Annotated in this window: 25 protein-coding genes; 4 read left to right on the top strand and 21 right to left on the bottom strand. The window is 38.8% G+C overall.

The annotated features are described in order from the left end of the window. Nucleotide 1 precedes the first annotated feature (1 nt). From EGM47_RS05930 to EGM47_RS05915, 4 genes are read left to right on the top strand one after another with little or no spacing between them, the layout of a single operon-like run. A complete protein-coding gene (locus EGM47_RS05930; RefSeq protein WP_121916941.1) occupies nt 2-397 on the top strand; it encodes a DUF5675 family protein in 396 nt (131 codons plus the stop codon). A gap of 4 nt (nt 398-401) precedes the next feature. Further along, nucleotides 402-686, top strand: a complete 285-nt coding sequence (locus EGM47_RS05925; RefSeq protein ID WP_121916942.1) for a hypothetical protein — start codon at nt 402-404, stop codon at nt 684-686. Between the two features lie 5 nt (nt 687-691). Beyond that, nucleotides 692-922, top strand: coding sequence for a hypothetical protein (locus EGM47_RS05920; RefSeq protein WP_121916943.1), 231 nt, complete (start codon nt 692-694; stop codon nt 920-922). 54 nt (nt 923-976) lie between these two features. Further along, nucleotides 977-1,183 carry a hypothetical protein gene (locus tag EGM47_RS05915; RefSeq protein ID WP_124979869.1) on the top strand — a complete coding sequence of 69 codons (207 nt, stop codon included), beginning with the start codon at nt 977-979 and terminating at the stop codon, nt 1,181-1,183. Nucleotides 1,184-1,237: 54 nt separating this feature from the next. Here EGM47_RS05915 and EGM47_RS05910 read toward each other — a convergent pair whose 3' ends face one another. From EGM47_RS05910 to EGM47_RS05810, 21 genes are all read right to left on the bottom strand, one after another. Further along, nucleotides 1,238-1,477, bottom strand: coding sequence for a DUF2188 domain-containing protein (locus EGM47_RS05910; RefSeq protein WP_206052127.1), 240 nt, complete (start codon nt 1,475-1,477; stop codon nt 1,238-1,240). 1,001 nt (nt 1,478-2,478) lie between these two features. Next, complete coding sequence (locus EGM47_RS05905; RefSeq protein WP_124979868.1) at nt 2,479-3,303, bottom strand: hypothetical protein; 825 nt, start codon at nt 3,301-3,303, stop codon at nt 2,479-2,481. Between the two features lie 2 nt (nt 3,304-3,305). Beyond that, nucleotides 3,306-4,190: a DUF488 domain-containing protein gene (locus EGM47_RS05900; RefSeq protein ID WP_124979867.1), complete on the bottom strand. Its 885-nt coding sequence runs from the start codon at nt 4,188-4,190 to the stop codon at nt 3,306-3,308. A gap of 37 nt (nt 4,191-4,227) precedes the next feature. Next, nucleotides 4,228-4,911, bottom strand: coding sequence for a P-loop NTPase family protein (locus tag EGM47_RS05895; RefSeq protein ID WP_124979866.1), 684 nt, complete (start codon nt 4,909-4,911; stop codon nt 4,228-4,230). After that, nucleotides 4,908-5,606 (bottom strand): hypothetical protein, encoded by a 699-nt coding sequence (locus EGM47_RS05890; RefSeq protein ID WP_124979865.1) that lies wholly within the window; start codon nt 5,604-5,606, stop codon nt 4,908-4,910. The genes EGM47_RS05895 and EGM47_RS05890 overlap by 4 nt, the downstream gene beginning before the upstream one ends. 5 nt (nt 5,607-5,611) lie before the next feature. Next, nucleotides 5,612-5,890, bottom strand: coding sequence for a helix-turn-helix domain-containing protein (locus tag EGM47_RS05885; RefSeq protein WP_121916951.1), 279 nt, complete (start codon nt 5,888-5,890; stop codon nt 5,612-5,614). Nucleotides 5,891-6,072: 182 nt separating this feature from the next. Next, entirely contained in the window at nt 6,073-6,930 is an 858-nt protein-coding gene (locus EGM47_RS05880) for an RteC domain-containing protein (RefSeq protein ID WP_124979864.1), read from the bottom strand. A 115-nt stretch (nt 6,931-7,045) separates the two neighbouring features. Next, on the bottom strand, nt 7,046-9,010 hold the full coding sequence (locus EGM47_RS05875; RefSeq protein WP_124979863.1) for a heavy metal translocating P-type ATPase: 1,965 nt from the start codon (nt 9,008-9,010) through the stop codon (nt 7,046-7,048). A gap of 5 nt (nt 9,011-9,015) precedes the next feature. Next, entirely contained in the window at nt 9,016-9,381 is a 366-nt protein-coding gene (locus tag EGM47_RS05870; protein WP_124979862.1) for a DUF3703 domain-containing protein, read from the bottom strand. Nucleotides 9,382-9,390: 9 nt separating this feature from the next. Further along, nucleotides 9,391-9,747: a SpoIIAA family protein gene (locus EGM47_RS05865; protein ID WP_124979861.1), complete on the bottom strand. Its 357-nt coding sequence runs from the start codon at nt 9,745-9,747 to the stop codon at nt 9,391-9,393. Between the two features lie 66 nt (nt 9,748-9,813). Beyond that, the gene (locus EGM47_RS05860; protein WP_124979860.1) at nt 9,814-10,227 is read right to left on the bottom strand and encodes a Fur family transcriptional regulator; all 414 of its coding nucleotides are present in this window, start codon (nt 10,225-10,227) and stop codon (nt 9,814-9,816) included. A 16-nt stretch (nt 10,228-10,243) separates the two neighbouring features. Next, nucleotides 10,244-11,437 (bottom strand): efflux RND transporter periplasmic adaptor subunit, encoded by a 1,194-nt coding sequence (locus EGM47_RS05855; protein ID WP_124979859.1) that lies wholly within the window; start codon nt 11,435-11,437, stop codon nt 10,244-10,246. Between the two features lie 4 nt (nt 11,438-11,441). After that, nucleotides 11,442-15,863 (bottom strand): CusA/CzcA family heavy metal efflux RND transporter, encoded by a 4,422-nt coding sequence (locus EGM47_RS05850; RefSeq protein ID WP_124979858.1) that lies wholly within the window; start codon nt 15,861-15,863, stop codon nt 11,442-11,444. Nucleotides 15,864-15,983: 120 nt separating this feature from the next. Continuing rightward, complete coding sequence (locus tag EGM47_RS05845; protein ID WP_124979857.1) at nt 15,984-16,355, bottom strand: hypothetical protein; 372 nt, start codon at nt 16,353-16,355, stop codon at nt 15,984-15,986. A gap of 85 nt (nt 16,356-16,440) precedes the next feature. Then, nucleotides 16,441-18,045, bottom strand: coding sequence for an OLD family protein (locus EGM47_RS05840; RefSeq protein WP_124979856.1), 1,605 nt, complete (start codon nt 18,043-18,045; stop codon nt 16,441-16,443). A gap of 2 nt (nt 18,046-18,047) precedes the next feature. After that, nucleotides 18,048-19,784: an efflux RND transporter periplasmic adaptor subunit gene (locus tag EGM47_RS05835; protein ID WP_124979855.1), complete on the bottom strand. Its 1,737-nt coding sequence runs from the start codon at nt 19,782-19,784 to the stop codon at nt 18,048-18,050. Nucleotides 19,785-19,788: 4 nt separating this feature from the next. Beyond that, on the bottom strand, nt 19,789-20,280 hold the full coding sequence (locus EGM47_RS05830) for a DUF305 domain-containing protein (RefSeq protein ID WP_174270037.1): 492 nt from the start codon (nt 20,278-20,280) through the stop codon (nt 19,789-19,791). A 53-nt stretch (nt 20,281-20,333) separates the two neighbouring features. After that, the gene (locus EGM47_RS05825) at nt 20,334-21,011 is read right to left on the bottom strand and encodes a PepSY domain-containing protein (RefSeq protein ID WP_124979854.1); all 678 of its coding nucleotides are present in this window, start codon (nt 21,009-21,011) and stop codon (nt 20,334-20,336) included. A gap of 1 nt (nt 21,012) precedes the next feature. Continuing rightward, the gene (locus EGM47_RS05820) at nt 21,013-21,597 is read right to left on the bottom strand and encodes a DUF2911 domain-containing protein (protein ID WP_124979853.1); all 585 of its coding nucleotides are present in this window, start codon (nt 21,595-21,597) and stop codon (nt 21,013-21,015) included. 19 nt (nt 21,598-21,616) lie between these two features. Beyond that, complete coding sequence (locus EGM47_RS05815) at nt 21,617-24,118, bottom strand: heavy metal translocating P-type ATPase (RefSeq protein ID WP_124979852.1); 2,502 nt, start codon at nt 24,116-24,118, stop codon at nt 21,617-21,619. 1 nt (nt 24,119) lies between these two features. Further along, entirely contained in the window at nt 24,120-24,629 is a 510-nt protein-coding gene (locus EGM47_RS05810) for a DUF3347 domain-containing protein (protein ID WP_042247720.1), read from the bottom strand. Between the last annotated feature and the right edge of the window lie 14 nt (nt 24,630-24,643).

Genomic DNA, 24,643 nt, shown 5'->3' with positions numbered 1-24,643 from the left:
GATGGACCTCATCCTGAAGCGAAGCTATTTTGAAAAGGGTACCAACGGTGCCCTTTTCATTAATGGCAGATTCATCTGCTTTACGATTGAGCTGCCTTGGCAGGACAATCGGCGGAATGTTTCTTGTGTTCCGGAAGGCGCTTATGAGGTTGTACCGAGAATTTCGAAGCGGTTTAGAAATCATCTTCACATTTTGAACGTTCCTGGTCGTAGTTTGATTCTCATACACCCTGCAAATGATGCCGCAAAGGAACTGCGCGGCTGTCTATCGCCAGTTTCGCAACTCTCAGGCATTGGAACGGGCTGGTTATCCCGCGCTGCATTGCAGAAGCTGTTATCGCTCTGCTATCAAGCCTATGACCGAAAAGAAAAAGTAACATTAACTATAAAATCTTAATACAATGAACCTTGTACAACGTTATAAAAAACCAACACCGAAGTTTTTCAAGACTTTGAGAAATATAGGTATCGCATTGGCCACCGCTGGCGGTGCCATTATCGCAGCTCCCATCGCACTTCCTGCAGCTGTTGTAACCGTCGCAACCTATATGACCGTCGCTGGCACGGTTGCCACAGCTGTAAGTCAAGCAGTAGTTTCAGATGATTCCGCTTCCGCGAAAGCGAAAAAAGAAAAGTCTGAGGATATAGGCAAAACTGATTCCCGTCTAAGTAGGAATGAAAAGTAATCGCTATGCCACACCGATATCTTCCAACGATAATGGGCACTTTTGGTGGTACTATCGCTGCTACTGTTCCGAGTATTGACAGTGAGAGCTTCTTGACCTCAGCAATTATGGCAGTATTCGGTGCGACTATCAGTTTCATAGTGTCTTTACTTCTCAAGATTTTGGTTAAGAACCGTATTAAAAAGATACTTTCGCGAAGTACCAATCGGCAGGTAAAAAAGCGTAAACGAAAATGACATCGGTAATTGAGTAAACCCTGGAATTAGTTCTAGGGTTTTTCTTTTAGCAGGATGTTTCTACTTACTACCAAAGCCCACCAATATTATTTTAAAAGAAAAACAAAAAAAGAAAGCAATCTCTCTGGTGGCGTGGCGATGCTGTCAAGTTTTTTGGTAAAAATCTTGCGACCGACCGATAAAGGGTTGAAAAAAATGATGCGTTTCTTCGGCGCATTATTTTTTTCAAAACCGACAGGCCTGAACTTTACTGCATCATAGCGTTGGCCGTAGGAAGCCAACTATATTTGTGGCCTTTTTTTATTCTAATCGATTCTAACCAGGTGAATTTTTTGGGTCAGCAGAACGCGGATAAGTTCTTTCTTCTTGAATCTGGCCGTTCTCTTTTCTAATTTTTAAGGATGCATTGCCTTTTTCTTTCAAAAGAGCTGCGGCTTGTTGCGTGGCTTCGGTTTTATTCAAGTCTTTAAACACTTTAGTATTTTTATCATTACCACGCTTTTTTATAGCCCAGTTGTCGCCATCCTTGTACATATCGTAATTATCTAAACTCATAATAGTAAATGTTTTATACAGCAATCTACGAATTTTTATCAAGCAGGTAATCCAAAAGGCGCGAGCCGCCTGCGAGATGAGCAAGGGTGCCGTGAGTGGGCGCCTGTAGGCACGGAAGGCGGTCACGGCTATGTTGTACACTAGGTGGCGCAGTTTTTTGATTCTTTTTAATGGAAGGATGAGGTTTCTTGATATGGGTAAGTGCTGTGCGTGAGTGTAGTGTCTGACGATAGGAAGTCGCGGAAGGAAGGTACAGCTCTTACTTGTCAGGACGGAAGCGGTAACACTTATCTGTGTTACGGCTGTAGGACGTTATGCCATTCCCAAGTGTTTATTAAAACGGTATCAAAAAATGTGACACCGTATAAGCCCGCAGCGACACGCAGGCTCGCAAAACGTGAAGCGGCGGTTGTCCCTTACTAATTATGCCGGCGATAGCCGTCCTATTTGGGATTCTAAGGGACAAGAGTAGCCGCGAGTGCAGAAGGCGTGGAATGTGTGGAATAAAACAAGCCAGTACACTTGGATGACGTGATGGACGTGGTGGCGGTCCCGACAAGGGCAGGCTTAACGAATGGTCAATTTTTTATACTAAATATTGATGCCTGTTTATATACCCTTGTCGGGTTGTTTTATGGAACAAAATGGAACAACTGGCGCACACCTTATTACCTGCCTTCCCGAATGTTAATGCTATTACTGTTGTTCAATTGAAAGACAAATCTTTCGACGATTGTGCGCGCAAAGGCAAAGAGTACGAGCAATGATTATCTATATGAAGATTTAAAAAAAATATGCATTATAAATCAACCAAGCAGTTAGTTTATTATTTTGAATGTTTGTGGTAATCATTGCTGGTACCGCGCGGAACCATAGGCTCTTGTTAGTGAAGAGTGAATGGACGAATGCAGCTTGCGAAATGAGGTAATGATCGATGAGCTGGTAAGTGCTGAAGATGGGGAAATTTGATAATCAAGTAATGATGGCAGTACCTATTTTCTTTAAAATAAACTTGTTTGCAATTCAATCTTAGGTGTAAAAGTACCTACAATTACAAAGGGGTTTCTGGCTTTGCGGATATGATACTTTAGGGTTGTGCCTAAATAAAAGTATAAATCTTTGGTACGTGCAAAATCATCCAAATATTTCTTTTTTACTGCCTCTACCGCCAAGGATTCATTACCTTCGAATTTAGCGAGCATCCGCCAATAAAGTGCTCCCGTTTCCCAATCTTCAATCATCATACGTCTCTTTGTCCCATCTTCATCAAGAAAAACATACCGAAATGTATACGGCAATTTGTCTACAACTTCAAAAGGGTCTTCAGGGTATTCAAACATATTGCCCTGCTGACGATTTGCTTTTAGTTTTGCTATTTTGTGCTTATCCCAATGCCTGTCCGCAGGTTCAACTACAAAATCGATAATTTCCCTTGGTTTATAAGTTGCTAATGATGTTCGTTTCTGCTCATCATAGGCTTCCGAAATTAAGTCAGTTATACTTGTGCGGACATTTTTAAGAACTATATCTTTGCGATTGCGCCAATTATTTGAAGTATCAATATTGCCGACAATAGCAATTTGTGTATCAATAGAGTAAGGTCGATAACTTTCTGGACGGAAATCGCTGTTATTCGGAACTAAATTTAGCTCTATCCAATCGTATTTTTTATACTGCTGTTCGTAGTCCTTTTTACGAAAAGCAAGTGGATAAATCCTTATCCAAGTACCGTCTTCCAGTAAACCAGCTGTACAAACTAACTCCTCATACTTCGAAGATAGGTTTGGATAAGTTTTAACAGTTATTAGTACTCGAGTAGTCGCCATTGTTAAATATGTTTCAATGGTATTTTTGATGAATTATTTGTTACCAGCTTTTCTGCTAATGGTGTTCTATGGCATTGGCAAGTTTCAGCCTCAAAACACGTTAATGCAATACGCTGATATTGTTCTAATAGTGCCAAGATTTCTTTTTGTGCAGCTATCGACGTTTCTAAAGTGGTCTTTTTGTAATCATCAAAAAGAATGTTGTAGTCATCTTGGGTATTCAATTCTCTACGCTTACTTGAATCGATGCCAACGTCTGGAATATGGATGTAATCGATATCTAACCTGCGACAAAAACGTTGTAATAATTTTTTACTAAACCCAAACTTCTGACTTAAAGGATTTTTACGTACATCAATTAAGGCCTTGATGTTGTTCTTTACTAATCTATTCAAGTATTCTTCAAGAGAAATACCTTCGTAACCTATTGTAAACAACATTTTTGTAAAGTCCATATTACGAGCATTATGAACTTTTTCAAGGTATTTAGATGGTAAAATTTCATCTGCTATGGTGCTCCGTGATGCGAAATATGGAAAGTTTATATAAGTATGAGTAGTTACAGCGCGAGTACTCATTTGACCATAGTTGGAAATTGTTTCAAGAACGATTTGCTTATCCATAGCATTGAGTTCAGCATAGTATTTTTTCTCTATTGCCGGACTGTAGGTTTTGTTATCAAAGGCTAACCATTCGCGCTGTGCCATAACATCCAAATCTGCCTTCAAGGAAAATGAGTAACAACCAAAACGGTGGGGGATAAACTCGTAATTGGGTTTTGATTGGCGTTGTGACAACAGAAAAATAAGCTTTTGTAGCCTTGTTCTCTCTAATCCACCATCAAACTGCTCTAACAACGCAAATACTATTTTTCTTCTATAAAACATACTACAAAATTACTCATTCTAAAATCCAATTGATAATTTATTTTCTTTTATCCACACTATTCTCATCAAACGAAATAAGGTTAAACATTTCTCGCATACGTGACCTAACTCGCTCGCCGTATTTCTCTTGCAGCTCGTCTGCATTGAGGTTTGTGGTGATGTGTGTTTTGATGCCTTTCTGTTTGAATATGTCGTACCGTGAAATGAGAATTTCGCCCATCACGTTGCAGTCCTTGCCGTAATAACGGCCTACGTGCTCTACACCTAAATCATCAAAACAATAGGATTTGTGGTCTTCGTAGTCTTGGATCATTTTAAAGCCTACACCGTTAAAACCAAAAACGATATTCCGGCACGGAATGAAGTTGTAGCCACGCTTGTGCGGTACGATATGCGGCAACAACCGCATCAATGTGGTTTTACCACATCCTACTGGACCAGTCAAAAGCAGGCCTTTATCGATGTCGATATCATACTTTTTACATTCGGTCGCGTCAGCTACGAAGTAACTGCAGAGCTTGTACAGAAGTTGCTTGTCTTCATCGTAGAGTTTGAAGTTCTTTCCGAAAAGCAGCTTTCCTTTTGCATCAATGTAGCGAGCGATGCTGGCGAAATCGTATTGGATAAAGCTTCCGTCAAAAGTACCGAGTTTATACTCTACAGCGCCTTCAATAATGATATGAGGTTTCTTTGGGTCGAATATGGTTTCCGGTGTTTTCATAACGGTTTATTATAATTCTTGTTCCGAGTGGTATGCAGGTTGTCCTGACCCTTCGACAAGCTCAGGGCAGCGTTTTGGGACAGCTCGTTTTTATGTTTTTCTTGTTTGAGTTCTTCGGCTTTTAGCATCCAATTTTTCGCGGAAGCGTGCCAATTCTCAATTTTAATTTTCCCGCCAATTTTCCAGCCGATGGATTGGTAGTGATTGAAGAATTTTTGCGCTTCGACTTCTGGCCACTCTTCTTTTTTAAAAAATTGTAGAACTTCAATTTCATTTTTAGGCTTGGGTAGTTTATAACTGTTTTGATTAGTTTGTATATGTTTATTAGAACGTACCACTTCTTGTCCTTGATTTGGGACACCTTGGTACACAGCTTGTTCCAATACTTGTCCAGAGGTTGTCCCAAATTTGAGCATCTTAATTTTAGACCCTTTGAACGGATTGTGCGACGGATTGTAAACCAAATAATTATAGTGATTCAATTCCTTGACACATCGATGATATGTTGATTTGGATCCAATCTTTGATATCTTCATCACATCCTCACGGTTTACGTGAAAGCTTTCGCGAAAGCGATGGTGATTCCACAATTGGAACAACGCGAGATATAAGCTGATGTGTGTTGGGTTTAACCGGCTGTCTTCTTGAAATGCTTTGAAAACTGCGTTGAGGTGCTGGATGTAGTTGACTTCCATTCCATCTATTGAGAATTATCAATACGGTTTTCGAGAATTACTTTTGTAATCTCATCGGCATCGTAGAAAATGATGCCACCAATTTTAGAATAGGGCAGGGTGCCGTTTATTCTCAAATTTTGAAGTGTTCCTGGGCTTACCTGTAGCAATTCCATAACCTCAGCTGACTTGAGATATTTCTTCTTTTTAGGTTGAACAGGTGTCTGAATAAGTTCTTTTAGGTCCTCGAGTAATTCCATTTTGAATTCTCTTAGGTCATCTGATGTGATAATCGATGTGGGCATAGTAAAACGGTTTAAAATTAAAACAACCGCCGAACTGCTTGCAGTTCAAAGCGGTTGCTTTGCTTTGATTTGACATTCGTTTTACAAATGTGTGGTTGTTTGATGAATTTTATTCCCAAGTTGGGAATGGGTTGGTAAGAGTTTTAACATTTCAAAGTGGTTAAGTTACTCATTCCTTATGTCTAATATCTTTCATCATCATTTTTCATTTTTTGTTCAAGATCTGTTTTGAGCTTAGTCAAAAATCTTGTTCTATCATTTTTACGCTCTTTAATTTCAAAATAGGTGCGATAGAAATTTCCTAATTCTAAATCAAATAATTTTTCACAGACCAATGCCATCTTATTGATTTCTGCCTGACCATTTCTAATCGCACCAGACGCTTGCAGTGCATATATAATCTCAACTAAATCAGTCTTGGAAGCGGTCCAGGATAAATTATTAAGAATTGCTGGGCTGTCTGGCTCAATTGATAAGTTGAGTTCTTTTTTACGTAGTCTATCCAATTCTTCATTATAATGTTCAATCAACAAATCATAGGCTATTATCTGAGCTGCCAAATTATCGTGACTGGTGCTAAATTCTGGATCTGTATAAAAGTGTGAAGAGTCAGACGCTAAGCCTATCTCGTCTTTGCCACGTACGAAATAGTATTTGTCTAAATTTTTTTCATCCCTTCGATAGTAACCTACAAAATCAATGTTTTTAAAATTATGTGCCTCCAACTTCAATACGGCTTCATCAATGTGCGCCCGTTGTTTTGCTATACTTCCTTGAGGTTTGAGAAGTAAATATTTATGAAGTTTTACAAAAAACTTTAGTCGTCCATATACATAAGGTTTTGTGTATTTGAAGAAATGTACCTCAGCTTTTCTACTTCTAAATTTTGATGATCTAAGAGTAGTTCTGAAACTATGAATACACATTCTTGACTTTGCAATTCCATTGCTTACGATTGCTATATCTGATAGGTCAGATGTAATGATGGGTTCAATTTCTGTTTTGTAATTTGAAAGTGTAGCGAGTAAATTTTTTTCCATTGGTTGATGTTTGCCAAGAAAATTAATTTAAAAACAATTCCTTTCATAACAGAAAACCGTAAATGTAACTTTTGAGTAAGTGAATCATCCAGTTGACTTATTGAATTCTACAATTCTATTCCCACTTCATTTTCTGCAATCGAACAGCATTGAGAATAGCCAGCAATGCTACACCTACATCTGCAAAGACTGCTTCCCACATTGTGGCGAGACCACCAGCGCCTAATATTAATACAATAACTTTCACGCCAAAGGCAAGTATGATATTTTGCCAAACAACCCGACGTGTAGAACGGCCTATTTTTATCGCTCTTGAGATTTTACTGGGTTGATCTGTTTGTATAATAACATCTGCGGTTTCAATAGCCACATCGCTACCAAGACCGCCCATCGCGATTCCTACATCACTAGCCGCAAGTACAGGCGCATCATTAATACCATCACCTATAAAAGCCACCTTAGTATCTGGTTGCTGTTTTAATTTTTCCACCTCATTGAGTTTGTCTTCTGGAAGCATTCCACCTTTTGCCCAGTCGATGCCTAATTCTTTTGCTACTTCTTGAGTGATAGAATCCTTATCTCCAGAAAGCATAATAATCTTATCGATTCCTGCCGCCCTTATTTCTTTGATCGCTTGATGCGCATCGTCTTTCAATTCATCGGCGATTGTTACATAACCTGCAAATGCGCCATCTATGCCTACCATCACTATAGACTCAACAATGTTGTCTGTTTCTGCTGGAACTTCTATCTGATGTGCTGTCATCAATGCTTTGTTCCCAACTAAGACTGTTTTTCCATTTACACTACCTTTCAAACCTTTACCTGCAATTTCAGAAACGTCTGTAGCATTATAATCTGCTCCTTCAGCTTTATATTCCATAATGGCTATTGCTATTGGATGCGTGGATTGCTCTTCCATTGCCATTAGGTATTTCATAAATTCTGCTTTCGCGAAAGCGGAACCAGTAACAATTTCTTTAATCTTAAATACCGCTTTAGTGACCGTTCCCGTCTTATCCATCACTACGGTATTAACTTGAGTCATTGCATCGAGAAAGGACGCACCCTTAAAAAGAATACCATTACGTGAAGCAGCTCCCAAACCACCGAAATAACCTAGCGGTATCGAGATAACCAAAGCACAAGGACACGAAATCACGAGGAATATCAATGCACGATATAACCAATCTCTAAACACATAATCATCTACAACAAAGTAAGGAAGAAACGTCAGGCCGATGGCAAGGAATACAACGATAGGCGTATAAATCCGCGCAAATTTTCTAATGAACAATTCCGTTTTTGATTTTCTAGCCGTTGCGTTTTGCACCATATCGAGAATACGTGCAATGGAACTGTCCTTAAATTCTTTTGTTGTTTCAACTTCAATAACTCCTTCGAGATTAATACTTCCAGCAAAAACACTATCGCCTTTAGCAATTGTATCAGGCTTGCTTTCACCTGTCAAGGCCGCAGTATTAAAAGATCCCTTTTCAGAAAGCAGAATACCATCTAGTGGGACTTTTTCGCCCACACGCACTTGTATCTTTTCGCCAATTTCAACTGTCTCGGGATTTACTGAAACATAATCGCCATCACGATAAACTAATGCCTCATTTGGTCTTACATCGAGTAGGGCTTTTATATTTCCTTTTGCACGGTTAACAGCCGCATTCTGGAAGAGTTCGCCCACAGCATAAAACAGCATTACGGCTACCCCTTCTGGATATTCTCCAATCGCAAATGCACCCAAGGTGGCAATAGACATTAAGAAAAATTCTGTGAAGACATCGCCACGCATAATACTTTTCCAACCTTCTTTAATAACTGGAAAACCTACAGGTAAATAAGCAATAGTATACCAGACAATACGTACCCAACCTTCAAATGCTGGAATAGCATTAAAATAGTCTACGGCAATACCTACAATTAGCATTACAAAACTAATTATCGCAGGAATGTATGTTTTAAATGAACTACCATCTCCGTGATCGTGATCGTGTCCATCATCGTGGCTGTGTTCGCCTTGATGTTCTTTGGGATTTATATCCCTTAAATTTTGTTTTTGTTTTTTCATTTTATTTAATTGTGTTGATTTAAAATAAATTTCAAATCTGCTGGAATTTCCATTTTCTTTAATGGCGGCACATTTGAACCACCCGTATTTCCTACTGGCACGTGGTCAATAAAAGATTTCCACCCACCTACAAGCAGCCGTATCAATTGTCCTGCAACTTCTTTAAAGTCCTTTTGTTTAAAACCAAAAATCAACATTAACCAATGCGAATAGCTGTGCTCAAACGGATAGGATTGACCAATTATGTGAGAGCGTTCCAAGTGCTGCCACGCAGTTGACCAGTTTTGTTCCTTTAAAGCAATTCTATATGATTCTATCTCTTTATAATAGTGCGCTTTTAATGCTGTGGGAATGGCAATATTAAATTTCATTTATTCGACTTAGAAATTAATCCATTTTTGTGCATCTTCTTTACTTTCTAGTTCAAAAAATCTTACTTCAGAACTGGTAAAGAAATCAGTTGCTTTTGCAGCCCATTCTTGCCAATTCTTTTCGCCTACGAAAGCCATTTTCCCATAGTCTGAAATATGTGCGCTGTCCACTTTAATATCATCCCAAAATCCCTTGAGCGTATAGCTTTCAAAATCGACCAATTCAAAGTAGAAATTAACTTTCATTACTTTATCAATAATATCGTGGATGAGTGGATGAATTTTTTCTACATCGTTTTTTGAAACCTTATCTGAGATGCGAGCTGCAATTACATTTTCCTTATCTAAATTTATTATCTGTATCATTTTGAGAAATTTGATATTTTTTACTGTTGCAAGTTATCAAATTGTTTGTACAACTGCTATGCAAAGTCAGCCACTACATTTTTCGCAAATACCCTTTACGACAAGATTGACATCTTCTGCCACGTAGCCTTCTGGTATATTGATATGTGGTATTTTATGTTCTGTCAAGCAAACAGTTTCGTCACAATTACTGCAATGAAAATGCAAGTGTAAGTCTTGATCTATCTCGCAATTGCAACCTGGTTCACACAATGCGTATTTTGTGATTCCTGTTCCGTCTTCTATTTGGTGTACAATACCGTTTTCTTCGAAAGTCTTTAATGTTCTAAAAATGGTAGATCGTTCCGCTTTCGCGAAAGCGGTTTCTATATCCAGTAAAGCTTGAGCATTATCTTTTTGTGCTAGATGCTTGTAAATCAAGATGCGCATAGCTGTAGGACGCACTTCGTGATCGTTTAATGTTTTTTCTATTTCAGTCATTCTAATCTTGTATCTTTTAATGTTCGTGTTCAGTTTCTCCCTTTTTCATTTCTCCCATTAGGTAATAGGCATTATTGTATGCAAAACGAGCATTAGGATCTGGGGTTTCAAAAAAGCGTATGGCAATCCACTCGCCATCTTTCTCGCCTGTAGTAATTTCAATTGGTATAAAATTCCACGCATCATCTTCCCTATGAGCTTCAAACACATAATTCTTGCCAGCTTCTGTGACTATAGCACTTTCAGGAAATGCTGTAGTCTTCTCATTATCAATTTCAATCTTACCTTTAATGTACATTCCAGGGATAAGACCACCTTCTTTATTTTCGATTTCAGCGTGAACGTGAACCGCTTTTGGGTCCTGCTCAAAAGTCTGGCTGACTGAATAAATCTTTGCTTCCAGTTCTTTTCCTAGTCGGGATTGAATGCTGAATCGTACCTTTTGTCCCTTCTTCACTTTGTCCACATCCTTTTCAAAAACCATCAAATCTGCGTGTACGTGGTCTGTATCTACTATTTCCATTAGATTGGTCTGTGGCTCCACATATTGACCAGTTTTTATAAAAACTTTTTCTACCACACCTGCAATAGGACTGCGCAATGCAACACGCTGATAAATTGTACCATTGCGCACGCCACTCACATTAATATTATACTGTCGTAATTGTGCTTCCAGACCGTTTACCATTGCAGTAGATGCTCGATAATCTGCCGTGGCTTTTTGATAATTCATACCAGATGCTACGCCAGCTTCGTAAAGCTTTTTTTGACGTTCATATTCTTGTTTTAAAAACCGACTATTGCTGTACGCATTTAGATAGTCACTCTGTATCTGTATAATACTGGGATGAGATAGATAGGCAACTGCTTGATTCTTTTTGACTTCGTCGCCCTCTATTACCTCTATGGATGCAATATTTGCTCCCGTAAGCGCTGTAATATTTGCTTCATTTTGCGGTGGCACTTCCAACGTACCGTTTGCTTCTACATAACCGCTCATACTGCGTTGAGAGAGTGTATCAATTTCCATCTGCAAGGCTTCAAACTGTTGTGCCGTGAGCATCACTTCTTCAGCTTCGCCTTCTGTATGGCTTTCTTCAGTTTGTGTACTTTCTTCAGTTTCATCTTTGGCAGTTTTTGAGTCGCCACAACTGGTCAATAATGATGCTAATAGCATCGCTGTAATAGGTATATATTTTATCGTCTTCATCTTTTTAGTTTTGAAAATATTGTAGTTCAAACAAGGCATCTAAATAATTACCGAGTGCGTCCAGCGCATCCAATTCTGTTTGGATGGCATCGCGTATGATTTGCGTGAATGCGGCATAAGTCAGTGCTCCTTCCTTGTAAGCGAGCAATGCGCCTTTGCGCTGGTCTATGGCAAGTGGCAGGGCTTCGGTTTTATAGAAAAACCACGTGTCTCGCCACTTTGTAAAATTTTGCCGTGCCTGTATGAATTGTGATTGCAACTCTCGTTGTTTGAAAGTGGCATTTGTTTCTGCTATCTGTGTATCCAGTTTTGCAGTCTTTGCTCGACTGCGGTCTGGACCAGAAAATAACGGAATTGAAATTCCAGCTTGATAGGTATAAAAACCACTATCGCCATTAACACGTTGCAATCCACCTTGCAGATTGAACTTGGGTAATAAGTTTGCTCTAGCTGCGTCGTAGCTTGCTTGTGCTTCATCTATACGCTTTCGCGAAAGCAATAAATCGGGATGTTCATCTAATGTATCATCGGCATCCAAAATCGAAATTTCGGCAACTTCCAAATCATCAGTTACGGTGTACATCGTATCTGGTGTTAACCAAAGATTGAGTTTTTGTAACGCGATGAAATAATCAATTTCTGCCTGCTGAAATTTGTTGTTGATTTGCAAGGCCTGATTACGCGCGGCGGCATATTCCAACCGTGATATAGCTTCGACTTCGTAATTAAGTTCTACAGATTTTGAAAATTGACCATAAATGCTATCCAATTCACGGTACAAAAAGAACTTCTTTTTTGCTTGAAATGTTTCTGACCACGCTCTTTTGACTTCCAGTTCTATCTGAATTTCAGAAAGGTTAAATCCAGTTTGTGCCAACTCGATACGTTTTTGTTGCAAACGTCTTTTGACTCCTATGCCTAATAGATCAATATTCTGTTGCCCGATGCCTATCACGGTATAAATGCCTTGACCATCTGCAATCTCTTCTCCGCCAGTAAAAACTTGGGTATTACCGAAGTCGTAAGCAATGCCCTTAAGTGCGTTCTGTCTTTCGATTTCGAGTTGGCTCGCTTTCAGCACAGGATAATTCTCTTTGGCAATTTCTATGGCTTGTGAAATTGCGATGGGTATGATACTATCCTGGACAACAATGTCTTGCACAGGTGCTTGTGGTTGTTGCGCTTTCGCGAAAGCGGTGCCACCTAACATAAAACCAACTATTAAAATCGTAGTTAACGCTTGCGGATTAAAAGAACCAATCTTGTTCTGATCTTTGCGCTCACGTCTCTTTTCTATAAATGTATAAAGTACGGGAAGAACGATTAATGTAAGCAGCGTTGCCGTGAGCATACCACCTATAACCACCGTCGCAAGTGGCTGTTGTACCTCTGCACCAGCCGATGTGGAAAATGCCATTGGTAAAAAGCCAAAAATATCTGTAGTGGCCGTGAGCATAATAGGGCGAATACGTTCTTTAGTCCCTTGAAATATTCTATCCTTTATGCTTATAACGCCTTCTTCTTTAAGAGAATTAAACCGATTAATAAGTACCAAACCGTTAAGAACTGCGACACCAAATAGCACAATAAATCCTACACCTGCCGAGATACTAAATGGCATACCGCGCAGCCATAAAGCAAATACACCACCTATGGCTGCCAAAGGAATCGCGATGTAAATCATTAAAGATTGTGAAAAGGATTTTAACGCAAAGTATAGCAGTATTAAGATTAAAAACAGGGCGATGGGCACAACGATTATCAAACGATCCTTTGCGCTTTGAAGGTTTTCAAACTCTCCACCATAGGTAATATAATATCCTGATGGTAAGTCCAATTCTTCATCCAGTTTTTGTTGAATATCCTTAACGACAGATTCTACATCTCTGCCTCGGGCATTTACACCTACATACGTTCTTCTATACGTATTGTCACGTGAGATTTGCATAGGTCCAGGGACATATTCAATCTCGGCTATTTCGATAATGGGCACCTGACTACCATCCTTAAGATCAATATACATATTGCGCAGGTCATCAATACTTTTTCTATGACTTTCATCAAATCGTACAACAAGATCAAATCGCTTTTCGCCTTCAAAGATGACTCCAGCGGTTCCTCCAGCAAAAGCGGTACTTACGTAATCATTTACTTTTTGAATATTCAGTCCGTATTGCGCCATTTTATCACGCCTATATTTTACGGTCATCTGTGGTAATCCAGCAGTACGTTCTGCACTTACATCGCCAGCGCCAGGAACGGTTTGTATAATAGCCGCCATTTCCTGAACTTTTTCTGATAAAACCTCTAAATCCTCGCCATACAGCTTTACAGCAATATCCTCTCTTACGCCTTCTAACAGCTCGTTAAATCTCAATTCAACCGGTTGGGTAAAAACTAAATTCACACCCACCAGTTCATCATCCAGTTTATCTCTTATAGCATCTATTAAACCTTCTTTAGTAGAAACTGTTGTCCACTCGTCCATATCCTTATTAAGGATAATGTACATATCTGCAATATCCATAGGCATAGGATCTGTAGGAATATCTGCAACACCTATACGAGCAGTTACCGTCTTGATTTCAGGGAAACTTTCTAATAGGATGGTTTCTATTTTCTTGGAAACTTCAATAGATTCTGTTAGCGAACTTCCTGGTCTTATAAGTGCCTGCATTGCTAAATCTCCTTCATCAAGCTGTGGTACAAATTCTCCTCCCATATTAGAAAATATGAATCCAGCGATAACAAGTAGTACGGTAGCAGCTGATAAAACGATAAACTTCAGTTTAAGAGCACCTTTTAATAAAGGCATATATGCACTATGAATAGCACCTATGATTTTATCACTTATCTTTTCGAGCCTGCGCTCAAATTTGCCAAACCAATTTTTGGTGTTTTGTACTGGTTTCATAAAAAGTGCTGCCATCATAGGAACGTACGTAAGACATAGAATGATGGCACCTATCATTGCAAACCCAAAGGTGTATGCCATAGGTTTAAACATTTTACCTTCTACACCAGTAAGAAAAAGTATAGGTGTAAAAACAATGAGAATAATAATCTGTCCAAAGAACGCAGAACCCATCATCGTGCTTCCGGCATCATAGGCAACTTTATCCATCACTCCTTGATTGAATTTTAGCTTACCAGACCTTATTCTTTTTTGGATCTCATACACCGTTCCTTCAATAATAATCACAGCACCATCTATGATGATTCCAAAATCTATTGCTCCCAGACTCATCAAGTTTGCCCATACATTAAACTGCTTCATAAGAATAAAGGCAAAAAGTAAGGACAATGGTATCGTAGTAGCAGTTATGATTCCACCTCTTAAACTACCCAACAATAGGACAAGTGCAAAAATCACAATCAATGCACCTTCCAGAAGATTGGTTTTAACTGTATCGGTGGTTCTTGCAATAAGCTCACTACGATCAATTATTGGGGCGATAGTCAGACCATCTGGTAGAGATTTTTCAATTTCTGCCATACGATCCTTTACATTTTGAATGACTGCATTAGGATTAGAGCCCTTGAGCATCATTATCATACCGCCCACAGCTTCTTTACCGTCTTGTGTAAAAGCACCATAGCGTACTTGACTCCCAAAATGGACGCGCGTTGCCACGTCCCCAATAGTAATAGGAATGTTGCCCTCATTAATAATGGAAATATCCTTAATGTCTTCCAAAGAGCGAATTAGACCTTCACCTCTTATAAAATTTGACATTTTATTTTTCTCTATATAAGCGCCACCAGTATTTACGTTGTTCTGTGAGAGAGCCTCATACACTTGTGAAATGCTGATACCCATACTGTTTAACTTCTCTGGATCGACAGCAACTTCATATTGTTTTATGCTACCACCATAAGAGTTGACCTCTACAACGCCTTCCAATAATGTGAGTTGTCTTTTGATAACCCAATCTTGCACGGTGCGCAGTTCCATAGGCGAATACTTGGTTTCGAAACCTTCTTCTGGTTGAATTGTGTATTCATAAATTTGGCCTAATCCTGTGGAAATGGGACCCATAGATGGACTTCCAAATTTTTCAGGTATAGATTCGCCCAGTTCGTTGAGTTTTTCCCCTACCAGTTGTCTAGGAAGATAGGTTCCCATATCGTCTTCAAAAACGATGGTTACTACAGAGAGCCCAAATCGTGAAATGGATCTAATTTCGGTAACACCAGGTAAATTACCCATAGATAGCTCTACGGGATAGGTTACGAACTGTTCGATATCTTCCGTTCCCAGATTAGGCGATTGCGTGATGACCTGCACCTGATTATTTGTAATATCTGGTACAGACCCAAGGTTTACTGTTGCCATTGACCAAATACCAACTCCTATAAGAGTCAACGTGAAAAGACCAATGATAAATTTGTTATTGATTGAAAAATCAATGATTCTGTTAATCATAGATTAATGTATTAATTCAGTTAAAAAAAGAGTTTACGCTTTCGCGAAAGCAAAAACATAGTTGAGCATTCCCATTAGGAAAACTTCAAAAAAGGATATAATTATCCTATGAAAACTGAATTATGCCCGTGGTGGCTGGAAAAGTGATTCCAGATATCTGGAATTAAATTGAAAAGAATAATGTGAATATGTCGCTCTTTCTTTAAAAAGAAGTGGCTTTAAGGCCAAAGCGCTAGAAGGCGTTAAGAAAACTGTAGGATGACAGCATTGATGGTGTGAATGTACAGGTGCACTATCATCGTGCGAGCCGTCGTGATGGTCTTTATTATCTGCTTGATCACTGAATATTACCTCTACTACATATTCATAAAAGGTATCTCCACCATACTCTTTATGCATTTGATAATGTGAAATAAAATGTGAGAATTTCTCTATTTGTTCACATATTTCCATATTGGCCGTCATTCCTTGAAAAAGGAATAAAATTGACATTGATATAGAATAAAATGCTTTCATTAATTATACAAAGATAAAAGAATTATGATGCAATTGAGTTGCAAAGGGTCATCCTCAATCTTTATTTTGAAATGAATTTTGCTGGCTCAGCAAAGTCTTGAACAATTTCCAAAACCTGATTAATTTGTTCTGGAACATTATTTATATCAATTCTCAATGCAATAGTTTGAGCAAATAATACTTTATCAAATGTTGCCTTCTTTTTATTGAATAAAATCTTTTTAATGTTTGATAGAAAATCCTTGGAAGTATCAAAATCTGAAACTAAAATATCAGTGCCTTCAGGATATAAGTAGTTAAGAATATCAACTGAATATGCTAAATCAAATAGGTCTTCAAACGTTCCATTTTCAATGAATAACATCCTGTATTTATCCTGTTGGTCATTTATAACTCTATTAATATCGTCTCTCTCTTTAATAGCGTCAGAATCTAAAAAGCAGACTATTTTTCGCTTAGGATATTTACTACGAAAATTGAAGAAGTCGTCTTTCAGTTTTTGCTTGGATTTAGAATTATAGACTTGTATATCGCTGTGAGATAATACGAATCGTTTTCTGAAAGCTATAATTGGAATAGCAATTTCTTCACTTTCGCCTTCAACTAAAATAATAATTTTAGGATTATTAACTCTATTGAGATTAGGTATAAAGTTTCCAAATCTATCAGCCATAGATTTTTTGTAATCATCGATAAACTCATCAAAATACACTAACCCAATTTTTTCTGCTAAAGTCGTATTCTCTAATAATAACTTATACTGAAGTAGTTCTTCTGGTAAAGTAATAGTTTGTTTTTTGCCACAACAAGGACAAATCATATCGTCATTCAACTCATCTTTTCTGGAATGTGCTTTAGCTCGAATATCTTCTAGTTCTTTAGTAAAAGTTTTAAGCTCAGGATGTGCAGAAAAACCTTTTAAACCGTGTTTTTTGAAAACTTCGTGATCTATTTGGAAATATGAATAGTGAAGAGCTTCGCTCATACCAATTTTTGGCATTTCTACTTCTGCAATAGTTGTAAAACCTACACTTAATTCTTTATGCTCCCTATTTACTTTTTCTACATATCGTCTATAAAAAAGAGTCAGTTCCTGCAATGGTGGAAAATTCATTAATCGAAAAAGAAGCTCTAACTTCTTTTTGTTGTTTAATGGTAGCATTGCATCACTCAATCTTTTTTCTAGGTGTCCGTCAAGATTCATGTTTTTTAGTCCTAAATCTTTAACAAGCTTAGAAAAATTGTCCTCTATGTCGTGATCATCAAGTTTAGCCAATTTCATAAGATGCTTTACTTCATTATCCTCAAAATGAGCTTCTGTAAGTTTACAGATTGTAAGGGTATATGGTGTTGCTTCTATTGTCCAATTAAACTTATAGTCAATTGCTGGTAGATATTTTTCATAAAGAATTTCCAGAGTTGCCTTCCACATATTCTTAAATATGAAAAACTTATCTGGTGCTACCAAAACTTCATCTGCATTTTGATTTTCCTTTTCTACTCCTGTATCTACATTAACAACTAGTCTAATGATATTGTTTAAAATTGTATCGTGACCAAAAACAGCAATTCTATTTAAGGAACCTTTTATGATACTCATATAGGCTTGTTCAACTATTTTCCTCCAATCGAAGTCTCTATTTTCTTGCTCTACTTCTTTACCCATACTTAATTTATCTCATTAATTACACTACCACAGGTCAACATCGCATCGCCGTAGTATGGGTTTTTTATTTTTTCTTCGGTGCTTAACCATACCGCGCCTTTATTGTTATTTGCCATTGGGCATTTTTGGACATAGTAATTTGTTGTGTTTTCTATGTTCATAGCAATAGGCACAACGTTCTCATTAAGTATCACAAAATGTGCTCGCTGGTTTTCCAGATTTTCATTGGTGGCAATAGCATCCAGCATCTCGATACTTTTCGTAAGATGTTGCTTTTCCATTTTGCCTAATTCCGTTATAGATATTTCCTTTAATTTTTTTGATGTCGCTTTCGCGAAAGCGGAAACCTGACCAGCATCGCTTGCCACAAAGGCATCTTTCATTTTAAGATATGATGGTATCGCTTTGTTGAAATCAGAGCTAAACGCATTACTGAAACTCATTTCCATATCGTCCATCATAGCTGATTCGTCCTGCATCATCTGTTGATTCATCATCGATTTCTTACCCTGCAATTGCGCAGCTGCATCTACTGTAAACGTTCCATTAGTTACTATTTCATCGCCATTATTCAGTCCAGCTGATACTTGGTAATTCTCACCAGAGCGATTGCCCAAGGTAACTTCACGCATTTCAAAAACAGGCTCATTTGGATTAGTTTTTACATATACCAATGAACGCTCGCCCGTCCACAGTACAGCACTTGCGGGAACAGAAAGGATGTTTTCCATAGTTTGGGTTGCACCTTTTACCTTTCCTGTCACAAACATTCCTGGCTTAAATAAATCCTCTCGATTTTGAAGGGTTGCACGCACCGTTACCGTTCGTGTGGAATTATTTAAAATAGGGTCAATAAAAGAAATTGTGCCCTCAAATTCTTTATTTGGATAGGCATTGGTCGTGATGTTGATTTTTTGCCTAATGTTGAATAGCGCTATTTGATTTTCATAGGCATCAAATTCTGCCCAAACCGAATTGAGGTTGCTCAACTTCACAATAGGCTGTCCTTGATTTACATAATCGCCTTGTGCTGCCATTACTTCTGAAACCGTTCCGGAAACCGTTGCATAAATCGGGAAATTCTCTCGTACCGTTCCACTTTCTTCAATAGCATTGATTTGTGTATCTGAAAGTTTCCAGTTTTTGAGTTTATTGCGAACTGCTTTATACAAAGCGGGTTGCGATTCTTTCAACGATGCTGCGGTAATCAATTCCTGTTGTGCCGCTACAAGGTCTGGTGCGTAAATGGTTGCGAGCAGCTGACCACGATTTACTTGTTGACCTTCATAGTTGACGTTGAGTCTTTCTATTCTTCCTTTGAAATAGCTGGCTTGCACAGTATTGTTTTCTTCATTAGCAGCTATTTTTCCAGAAAGGGATATCATCCCATCATCATCGCTGGCTTCTGCATTGCCCACGATAGTGGTTTGAATATTTGCTAATGCCATAGCATTTTCGGCCATTTTTATCTCGTTTGCTGCGAGACCTTCAGCACCAGCTTCAGCAGGGATTAAGTCCATTCCACATATAGGACAATCGCCAGCTTCTGGTTGCATAATCTGTGGATGCATTGAGCACGTCCACATCTGGTCTGCACTCTCGCCAGAATGGTCATGTTGATCGGACATATCAGACGTATCCTTATTTGCTGCATTGTCTGAGCTATTTCCAAAAATTAGCCAGCCAGCGCCCAAACCTATGATAACGGCTATTGCTATATATAAAATGTTCTTATTCATAATCTTATTTTTCGTTTTCTAGACGTTCAATCATTGCTTTCATCTCTGCAATTTCCTTACGTTGTGCCTTAATAATGTCTTCTGCTAGTTTTTTTACTTCTGGGTCTTTAATATCTGCACGCTCACTTGTTAAAATTGCTATAGAATGGTGCGGTATCATTGCTTTCATCCACAGTACGTCGCCCACAGTGGATTTTTGGTCGCGTACTAGTCCTAATGCTCCCAAAAACAATATAACACTACCTGCGAGAATTGCAATATTCTTTTTCTTGTCTTTATACATATTCAGCATAAATAACAACATAATAACAGCCATAGTAGCTATTCCTAGACACACCATATAAAATCGTGTAAGACTGAACCACACGTGGTCAAACTCGTAGGTATTTAAATACATTGTGATGTACATTGCTATAAATGATGACCCTAGCATAAGGAAGAATTTAGTGTATTGGCTCATTCCTTTGTTCTTGTTTTCGTGTTCGTTTGAATTCATAATTTTTGGTTTTATTTGTTACTAATTATTTGATTTTTTTTTAGTTTTCTGATTTATGGGGAACTGATATACCACAAAACGAAACCACTCAATACGGTTATCAATCCCAAAAGTGAAAATGCCCTTAACAACAACGTGTTGAAATTATCCCTTCCCTGATAATCCATTGTATGGGTCATCCAAAGAAAATCAAACCAGCGCCAGTCTCTGTGTCTCACCGTTTGAAAAGCGCCATTTTCAACCGCCACATAGGCTTTTAAATTTTGTGGTGTCTCATATGAGATTTCGTAAGCAGGAAGTGGACGATCGCGATATTCGTGATGTGGCCCAACAGAATCGACTAATTGAATTTTTACTATTTCTAAATCGTTCAACATATACCTACTTGCAACTTGTTGTGCCTCTTCTTTAGAAATTCCATTTTTCATTTGTCCCGTTCTTGCATTGTAAAGCTGTGCTTCATTAATCCAATAGTAAGGTTCATTTTCTACTTCCAGTAGTTCCAAAGATTGTATGGGTTCTTTAGTAGCAAGTTGGGATGTGCCGAGCAAATCATTAAATGAGGTCTGCAAGGGTGCCGATTTCTTAAAATGGTCACCGTGAATCTCGTCAATGTCCGTCCAGCTGAAATACATTCCGCTAATCGTCCACATCAGAAACTGAATCCCTAAAAAGATACCCAAATAGCGGTGCGCTTTTCTAATCCATTTCGCTGTTTTTCTATTTACCATTTTACTTTATTTCAAAAGGAAATTCAATCGTTACTTTTTCCCAACTCATTGAGATTGTTCCTGAAGTCTCTGTTGTTTTGTTTACTTTATACTCTAAATGTTCTTTGATATCTTCAGAAGTTTTAGGTGTTACTTTGAATCGTAATACATCATCATTTTCAGTATAGTCGTCCTTACCGTGTTGGTTCCAATTCCTGTTGAAAATGATAGTCCATTCTTCCTGATTCGGAATTACAAAAAACCCGTATTTTCCAGCTTTCAATTCTTTACCGTCGATTTCTAAATCCTTATTTGTTTCAAGCCAAGTAGCCATATGGGCACCAGCCTGCCAGACTTGGTCGTAAGCCAACAATCCACCGAAAATAATTCTATCCCTTACGCCTGGCGACGAATAATCTATATGGATATGAGCATCACCTATCATAGCCATTGCCGATGTGTGTGGACTAAGGGTTTTTTTGTTCTCAGATTTAGGTTCACTCTGGGTATGATTGTGCTCTGTCTCTATTTTGGTATTATTCTTTTCTTCATTTTTACATCCGCTGACAGCAACTACCAATAGGATTATCAAAATTTTATATTTCATAAGTATTTAATTAGTTAGATTATATGTTTTTACTTTTTAGACGTAATGAGTTGGCAATTACCGATACCGAACTGAAGCTCATCGCCAAAGCCGCAATCATTGGCGATAAGAGTATTCCAAAAAACGGATACAGTAGTCCTGCTGCAATAGGGATACCCAGCGTGTTATAAATCATTGCAAAAAAGAGGTTTTGTTTGATATTGCGCATTACTACATCACTTAGATTTCTTGCCTTTACGATACCGTGTAAATCGCCTTTCACCAAGGTAATGGCTGCACTTTCAATGGCAACATCCGTACCTGTTCCCATTGCGATACCTACATCACTTTTAGCGAGTGCAGGTGCATCATTGATACCATCGCCTGCCATTGCAACCACCTTGCCTTGCTCTTGTAATTTCTCGACTTCCTGCAATTTGTTTTCTGGTAGCATACTTGCTTGAAAATCGGCAAGGTTAAGCTCATCTGCGACAGCTTGGGCGGTGTCGTGATTATCACCAGTAAGCATAATGACCGCAATTCCCTTATTCTGCAAATCCTTGATAGCTTTTGCACTCGTTTCCTTGATTTTGTCGCCGATAACGACGTAGCCTAAAACTTGACCTTCTACAGCGAGATAGGAAACCGTTTTCCCTTGTTTTTGGTAGGATTGTGCCTCGTTTTCCATAGCTTCGGTAAGTGTAGCATTTGCCTGTTCCATCATTTTGGCGTTACCTAAAGCCACTTCTTTATTGTTCACTTCACCTTCAACGCCTTTTCCAGTTACTGCGTTAAATCCATCTGCTTTTAAAAACTCTGCGTTTTGTTCTTTTCCATATTTTACGGTGGCTTCCGCCAGCGGATGTTCACTTTGGCTGTTCAAGGAAACAATGTATCGTAGTACTTCGGTTTCGGTAGACCCCTTGTCAAAAGAACCCACTTTCTCGACCGTTGGTTTTCCTTCGGTTATCGTTCCAGTCTTATCAACAATTAGTGTATCCACCTTGTCCATTTTTTCAAGGGCTTCGGCATTTTTAATAAGCACACCATTCTGCGCACCTTTGCCAACGCCGACCATAACGGACATTGGTGTCGCAAGTCCCAAAGCACACGGACAGGCGATAATCAATACGGCAATCGCATTGACCAAGGCATAAACATAGGCTGGCTCTGGGCCCCAAATCGCCCAAACGCCGAATGTCACAGCAGCGATGATGACCACGATTGGCACGAAATATCCCGAAACGGTATCGGCCAACTTTTGGATGGGTGCACGGCTTCGACTGGCATCATTGACCATCTGTATAATCTGTGATAACAGGGTGTCAGACCCAACCTTTTCAGCTTTCATCAAGAAGGACTGATTGCCGTTGATAGTTCCGCTACTTACTTTATCATCTACTGATTTGTTTACAGGAATGGGTTCGCCTGTAATCATCGATTCATCGATGGAAGTTTCGCCTTCGGTAATAACGCCATCCACAGGAATCTTATCGCCCGGCTTCACACGTAGGATATCGCCCAATTCAATTTCATCGATGGCCACTTCCTGTTCTTCCCCATCAACTACCTTTATAGCCTTGTTAGGTGCCAATTTTAAAAGTTCCTTGACTGCGGAATTGGTCTTGCTATGCGCACGAGCTTCGAGGACTTGACCAAGTAGAACCAAAGTTAGAATCACCGTAGCAGCCTCAAAATAGACGTGAACCGTACCGGCTTCGGTCTTGAATTGGTCAGGGAAAAAATCGGGTACGAGCATCCCGAACACGCTGAAGAGCCAAGCAACGCCAGCACCGATACCGATAAGCGTAAACATATTTAAGTTCCACGTCTTTATACTGCGGTAGGCACGTTCAAAGAACATCCAAGTAGCGTAGAATACCACAGGAATAGAAAGCGCAAATTGAATCCAGTTCCAATATTTTAATTCTAAAACATCATATAAGGGGTTGTTGGGCAGCATTTCGGACATTGCAATGATAAAAATGGGCAATGTGAAAGCGACCGCTATCCAGAACTTTTTAAGAAGTTTTTTATAGGTCTTTTCCTCTGCGGATAAATCGGGTTCCATAGGCACTAAATCCATCCCACAAATTGGACAGCTTCCCGGTTCATCCTTAATAATTTCGGGATGCATCGGACAGGTATATTGGGTGTCGGAAGTAGCCGTTAGGTTAACTTCTTCAACCAAATCCATTCCGCAAACAGGACAGTCGCCTGGTTTGTCGTAAGTCTTGTCGCCCTCGCAATGCATCGGACAGTAAAATGTTCCCTTTCCTTGACCTTTGGGTTTCTCAACTTTCTTCTTATCGTGGGTATGCTGATGTTCGCCATTTTGATGGATACTGTATTGCCCACCATCGGCTTTAAGCGCCTCTTGAAATTTCTCTATTGGAATATGGGATTCCATTTCTATGGTCGCTTCGGCTTTTTCTAAATTGACAGAGGCATTAGTAACACCTTCTATTTTGGAAAGCGTCTGTTCGACGTGGTTTCGGCAACCGTTGCAGGTCATTCCGTGTATGTGATAGGTGTGTTTCATTTTACTTAATAGTTTCCGTCACTTTACCACATTTGAGCATTCTGTCGCCGAAGTAAGGATTGCGGATTTCTTCTTCGGTTGAAAGCCAATAACCACCTTCATTGTTAAAAGCCATTGGGCAATATTGCTGGTACACTTCGCCAGACGAAATTGATGCATTGACAATCGCTGTCATTTTTTCTGTTACGTCAGAAAACAATGTACGCTGTTCTTCAATATCACTTGCTTCTGAAATTTTTGAGAGTAACTCATTTAAAGCTGCATCTTCTGAATTTTCCAAAAGCATTTTTGCACCAGATTTCGCTTCGTCCATATCTGAATTTACCAATGCGGTTTTAAGGTGGATATAATGCTGAAATTGTTTACCAACATTTTCATTTTCAAAAGACAATTCTGCCATCGTAACAGCATCAGAATTTGATATGTTTTTATCGTTTTTAGTTTCATTCTTACAAGAAACAAAGCTTACTAAGGCAAGGATTACTACTGTTGTTTTAATTACGTTTTTCATAGGATATATATTTT

It is taken from the genome of Nonlabens xiamenensis, assembly GCF_003865345.1.
Taxonomy (GTDB): domain Bacteria; phylum Bacteroidota; class Bacteroidia; order Flavobacteriales; family Flavobacteriaceae; genus Nonlabens; species Nonlabens xiamenensis.
This window is presented reverse-complemented; position numbering and strand designations above follow the sequence as displayed.

Excerpts from the sequence above, each read along its gene's own strand:
- EGM47_RS05855 (WP_124979859.1), bottom strand. The coding sequence starts at position 11,437 with ATGAAGACGATAAAATATATACCTATTACAGCGATGCTATTAGCATCA.
- EGM47_RS05835 (WP_124979855.1), bottom strand. The coding sequence starts at position 19,784 with ATGAATAAGAACATTTTATATATAGCAATAGCCGTTATCATAGGTTTG.
- EGM47_RS05840 (WP_124979856.1), bottom strand. The coding sequence starts at position 18,045 with ATGGGTAAAGAAGTAGAGCAAGAAAATAGAGACTTCGATTGGAGGAAA.
- EGM47_RS05850 (WP_124979858.1), bottom strand. The coding sequence starts at position 15,863 with ATGATTAACAGAATCATTGATTTTTCAATCAATAACAAATTTATCATT.
- EGM47_RS05885 (WP_121916951.1), bottom strand. The coding sequence starts at position 5,890 with ATGCCCACATCGATTATCACATCAGATGACCTAAGAGAATTCAAAATG.
- EGM47_RS05890 (WP_124979865.1), bottom strand. The coding sequence starts at position 5,606 with ATGGAAGTCAACTACATCCAGCACCTCAACGCAGTTTTCAAAGCATTT.
- EGM47_RS05825 (WP_124979854.1), bottom strand. The coding sequence starts at position 21,011 with ATGGTAAATAGAAAAACAGCGAAATGGATTAGAAAAGCGCACCGCTAT.
- EGM47_RS05860 (WP_124979860.1), bottom strand. The coding sequence starts at position 10,227 with ATGACTGAAATAGAAAAAACATTAAACGATCACGAAGTGCGTCCTACA.
- EGM47_RS05910 (WP_206052127.1), bottom strand. The coding sequence starts at position 1,477 with ATGAGTTTAGATAATTACGATATGTACAAGGATGGCGACAACTGGGCT.
- EGM47_RS05905 (WP_124979868.1), bottom strand. The coding sequence starts at position 3,303 with ATGGCGACTACTCGAGTACTAATAACTGTTAAAACTTATCCAAACCTA.
- EGM47_RS05810 (WP_042247720.1), bottom strand. The coding sequence starts at position 24,629 with ATGAAAAACGTAATTAAAACAACAGTAGTAATCCTTGCCTTAGTAAGC.
- EGM47_RS05900 (WP_124979867.1), bottom strand. The coding sequence starts at position 4,190 with ATGTTTTATAGAAGAAAAATAGTATTTGCGTTGTTAGAGCAGTTTGAT.
- EGM47_RS05865 (WP_124979861.1), bottom strand. The coding sequence starts at position 9,747 with ATGATACAGATAATAAATTTAGATAAGGAAAATGTAATTGCAGCTCGC.
- EGM47_RS05820 (WP_124979853.1), bottom strand. The coding sequence starts at position 21,597 with ATGAAATATAAAATTTTGATAATCCTATTGGTAGTTGCTGTCAGCGGA.
- EGM47_RS05815 (WP_124979852.1), bottom strand. The coding sequence starts at position 24,118 with ATGAAACACACCTATCACATACACGGAATGACCTGCAACGGTTGCCGA.
- EGM47_RS05830 (WP_174270037.1), bottom strand. The coding sequence starts at position 20,280 with ATGAATTCAAACGAACACGAAAACAAGAACAAAGGAATGAGCCAATAC.
- EGM47_RS05875 (WP_124979863.1), bottom strand. The coding sequence starts at position 9,010 with ATGAAAAAACAAAAACAAAATTTAAGGGATATAAATCCCAAAGAACAT.
- EGM47_RS05880 (WP_124979864.1), bottom strand. The coding sequence starts at position 6,930 with ATGGAAAAAAATTTACTCGCTACACTTTCAAATTACAAAACAGAAATT.
- EGM47_RS05930 (WP_121916941.1), top strand. The coding sequence starts at position 2 with ATGGACCTCATCCTGAAGCGAAGCTATTTTGAAAAGGGTACCAACGGT.
- EGM47_RS05870 (WP_124979862.1), bottom strand. The coding sequence starts at position 9,381 with ATGAAATTTAATATTGCCATTCCCACAGCATTAAAAGCGCACTATTAT.
- EGM47_RS05925 (WP_121916942.1), top strand. The coding sequence starts at position 402 with ATGAACCTTGTACAACGTTATAAAAAACCAACACCGAAGTTTTTCAAG.
- EGM47_RS05895 (WP_124979866.1), bottom strand. The coding sequence starts at position 4,911 with ATGAAAACACCGGAAACCATATTCGACCCAAAGAAACCTCATATCATT.
- EGM47_RS05915 (WP_124979869.1), top strand. The coding sequence starts at position 977 with ATGTTTCTACTTACTACCAAAGCCCACCAATATTATTTTAAAAGAAAA.
- EGM47_RS05920 (WP_121916943.1), top strand. The coding sequence starts at position 692 with ATGCCACACCGATATCTTCCAACGATAATGGGCACTTTTGGTGGTACT.
- EGM47_RS05845 (WP_124979857.1), bottom strand. The coding sequence starts at position 16,355 with ATGTCAATTTTATTCCTTTTTCAAGGAATGACGGCCAATATGGAAATA.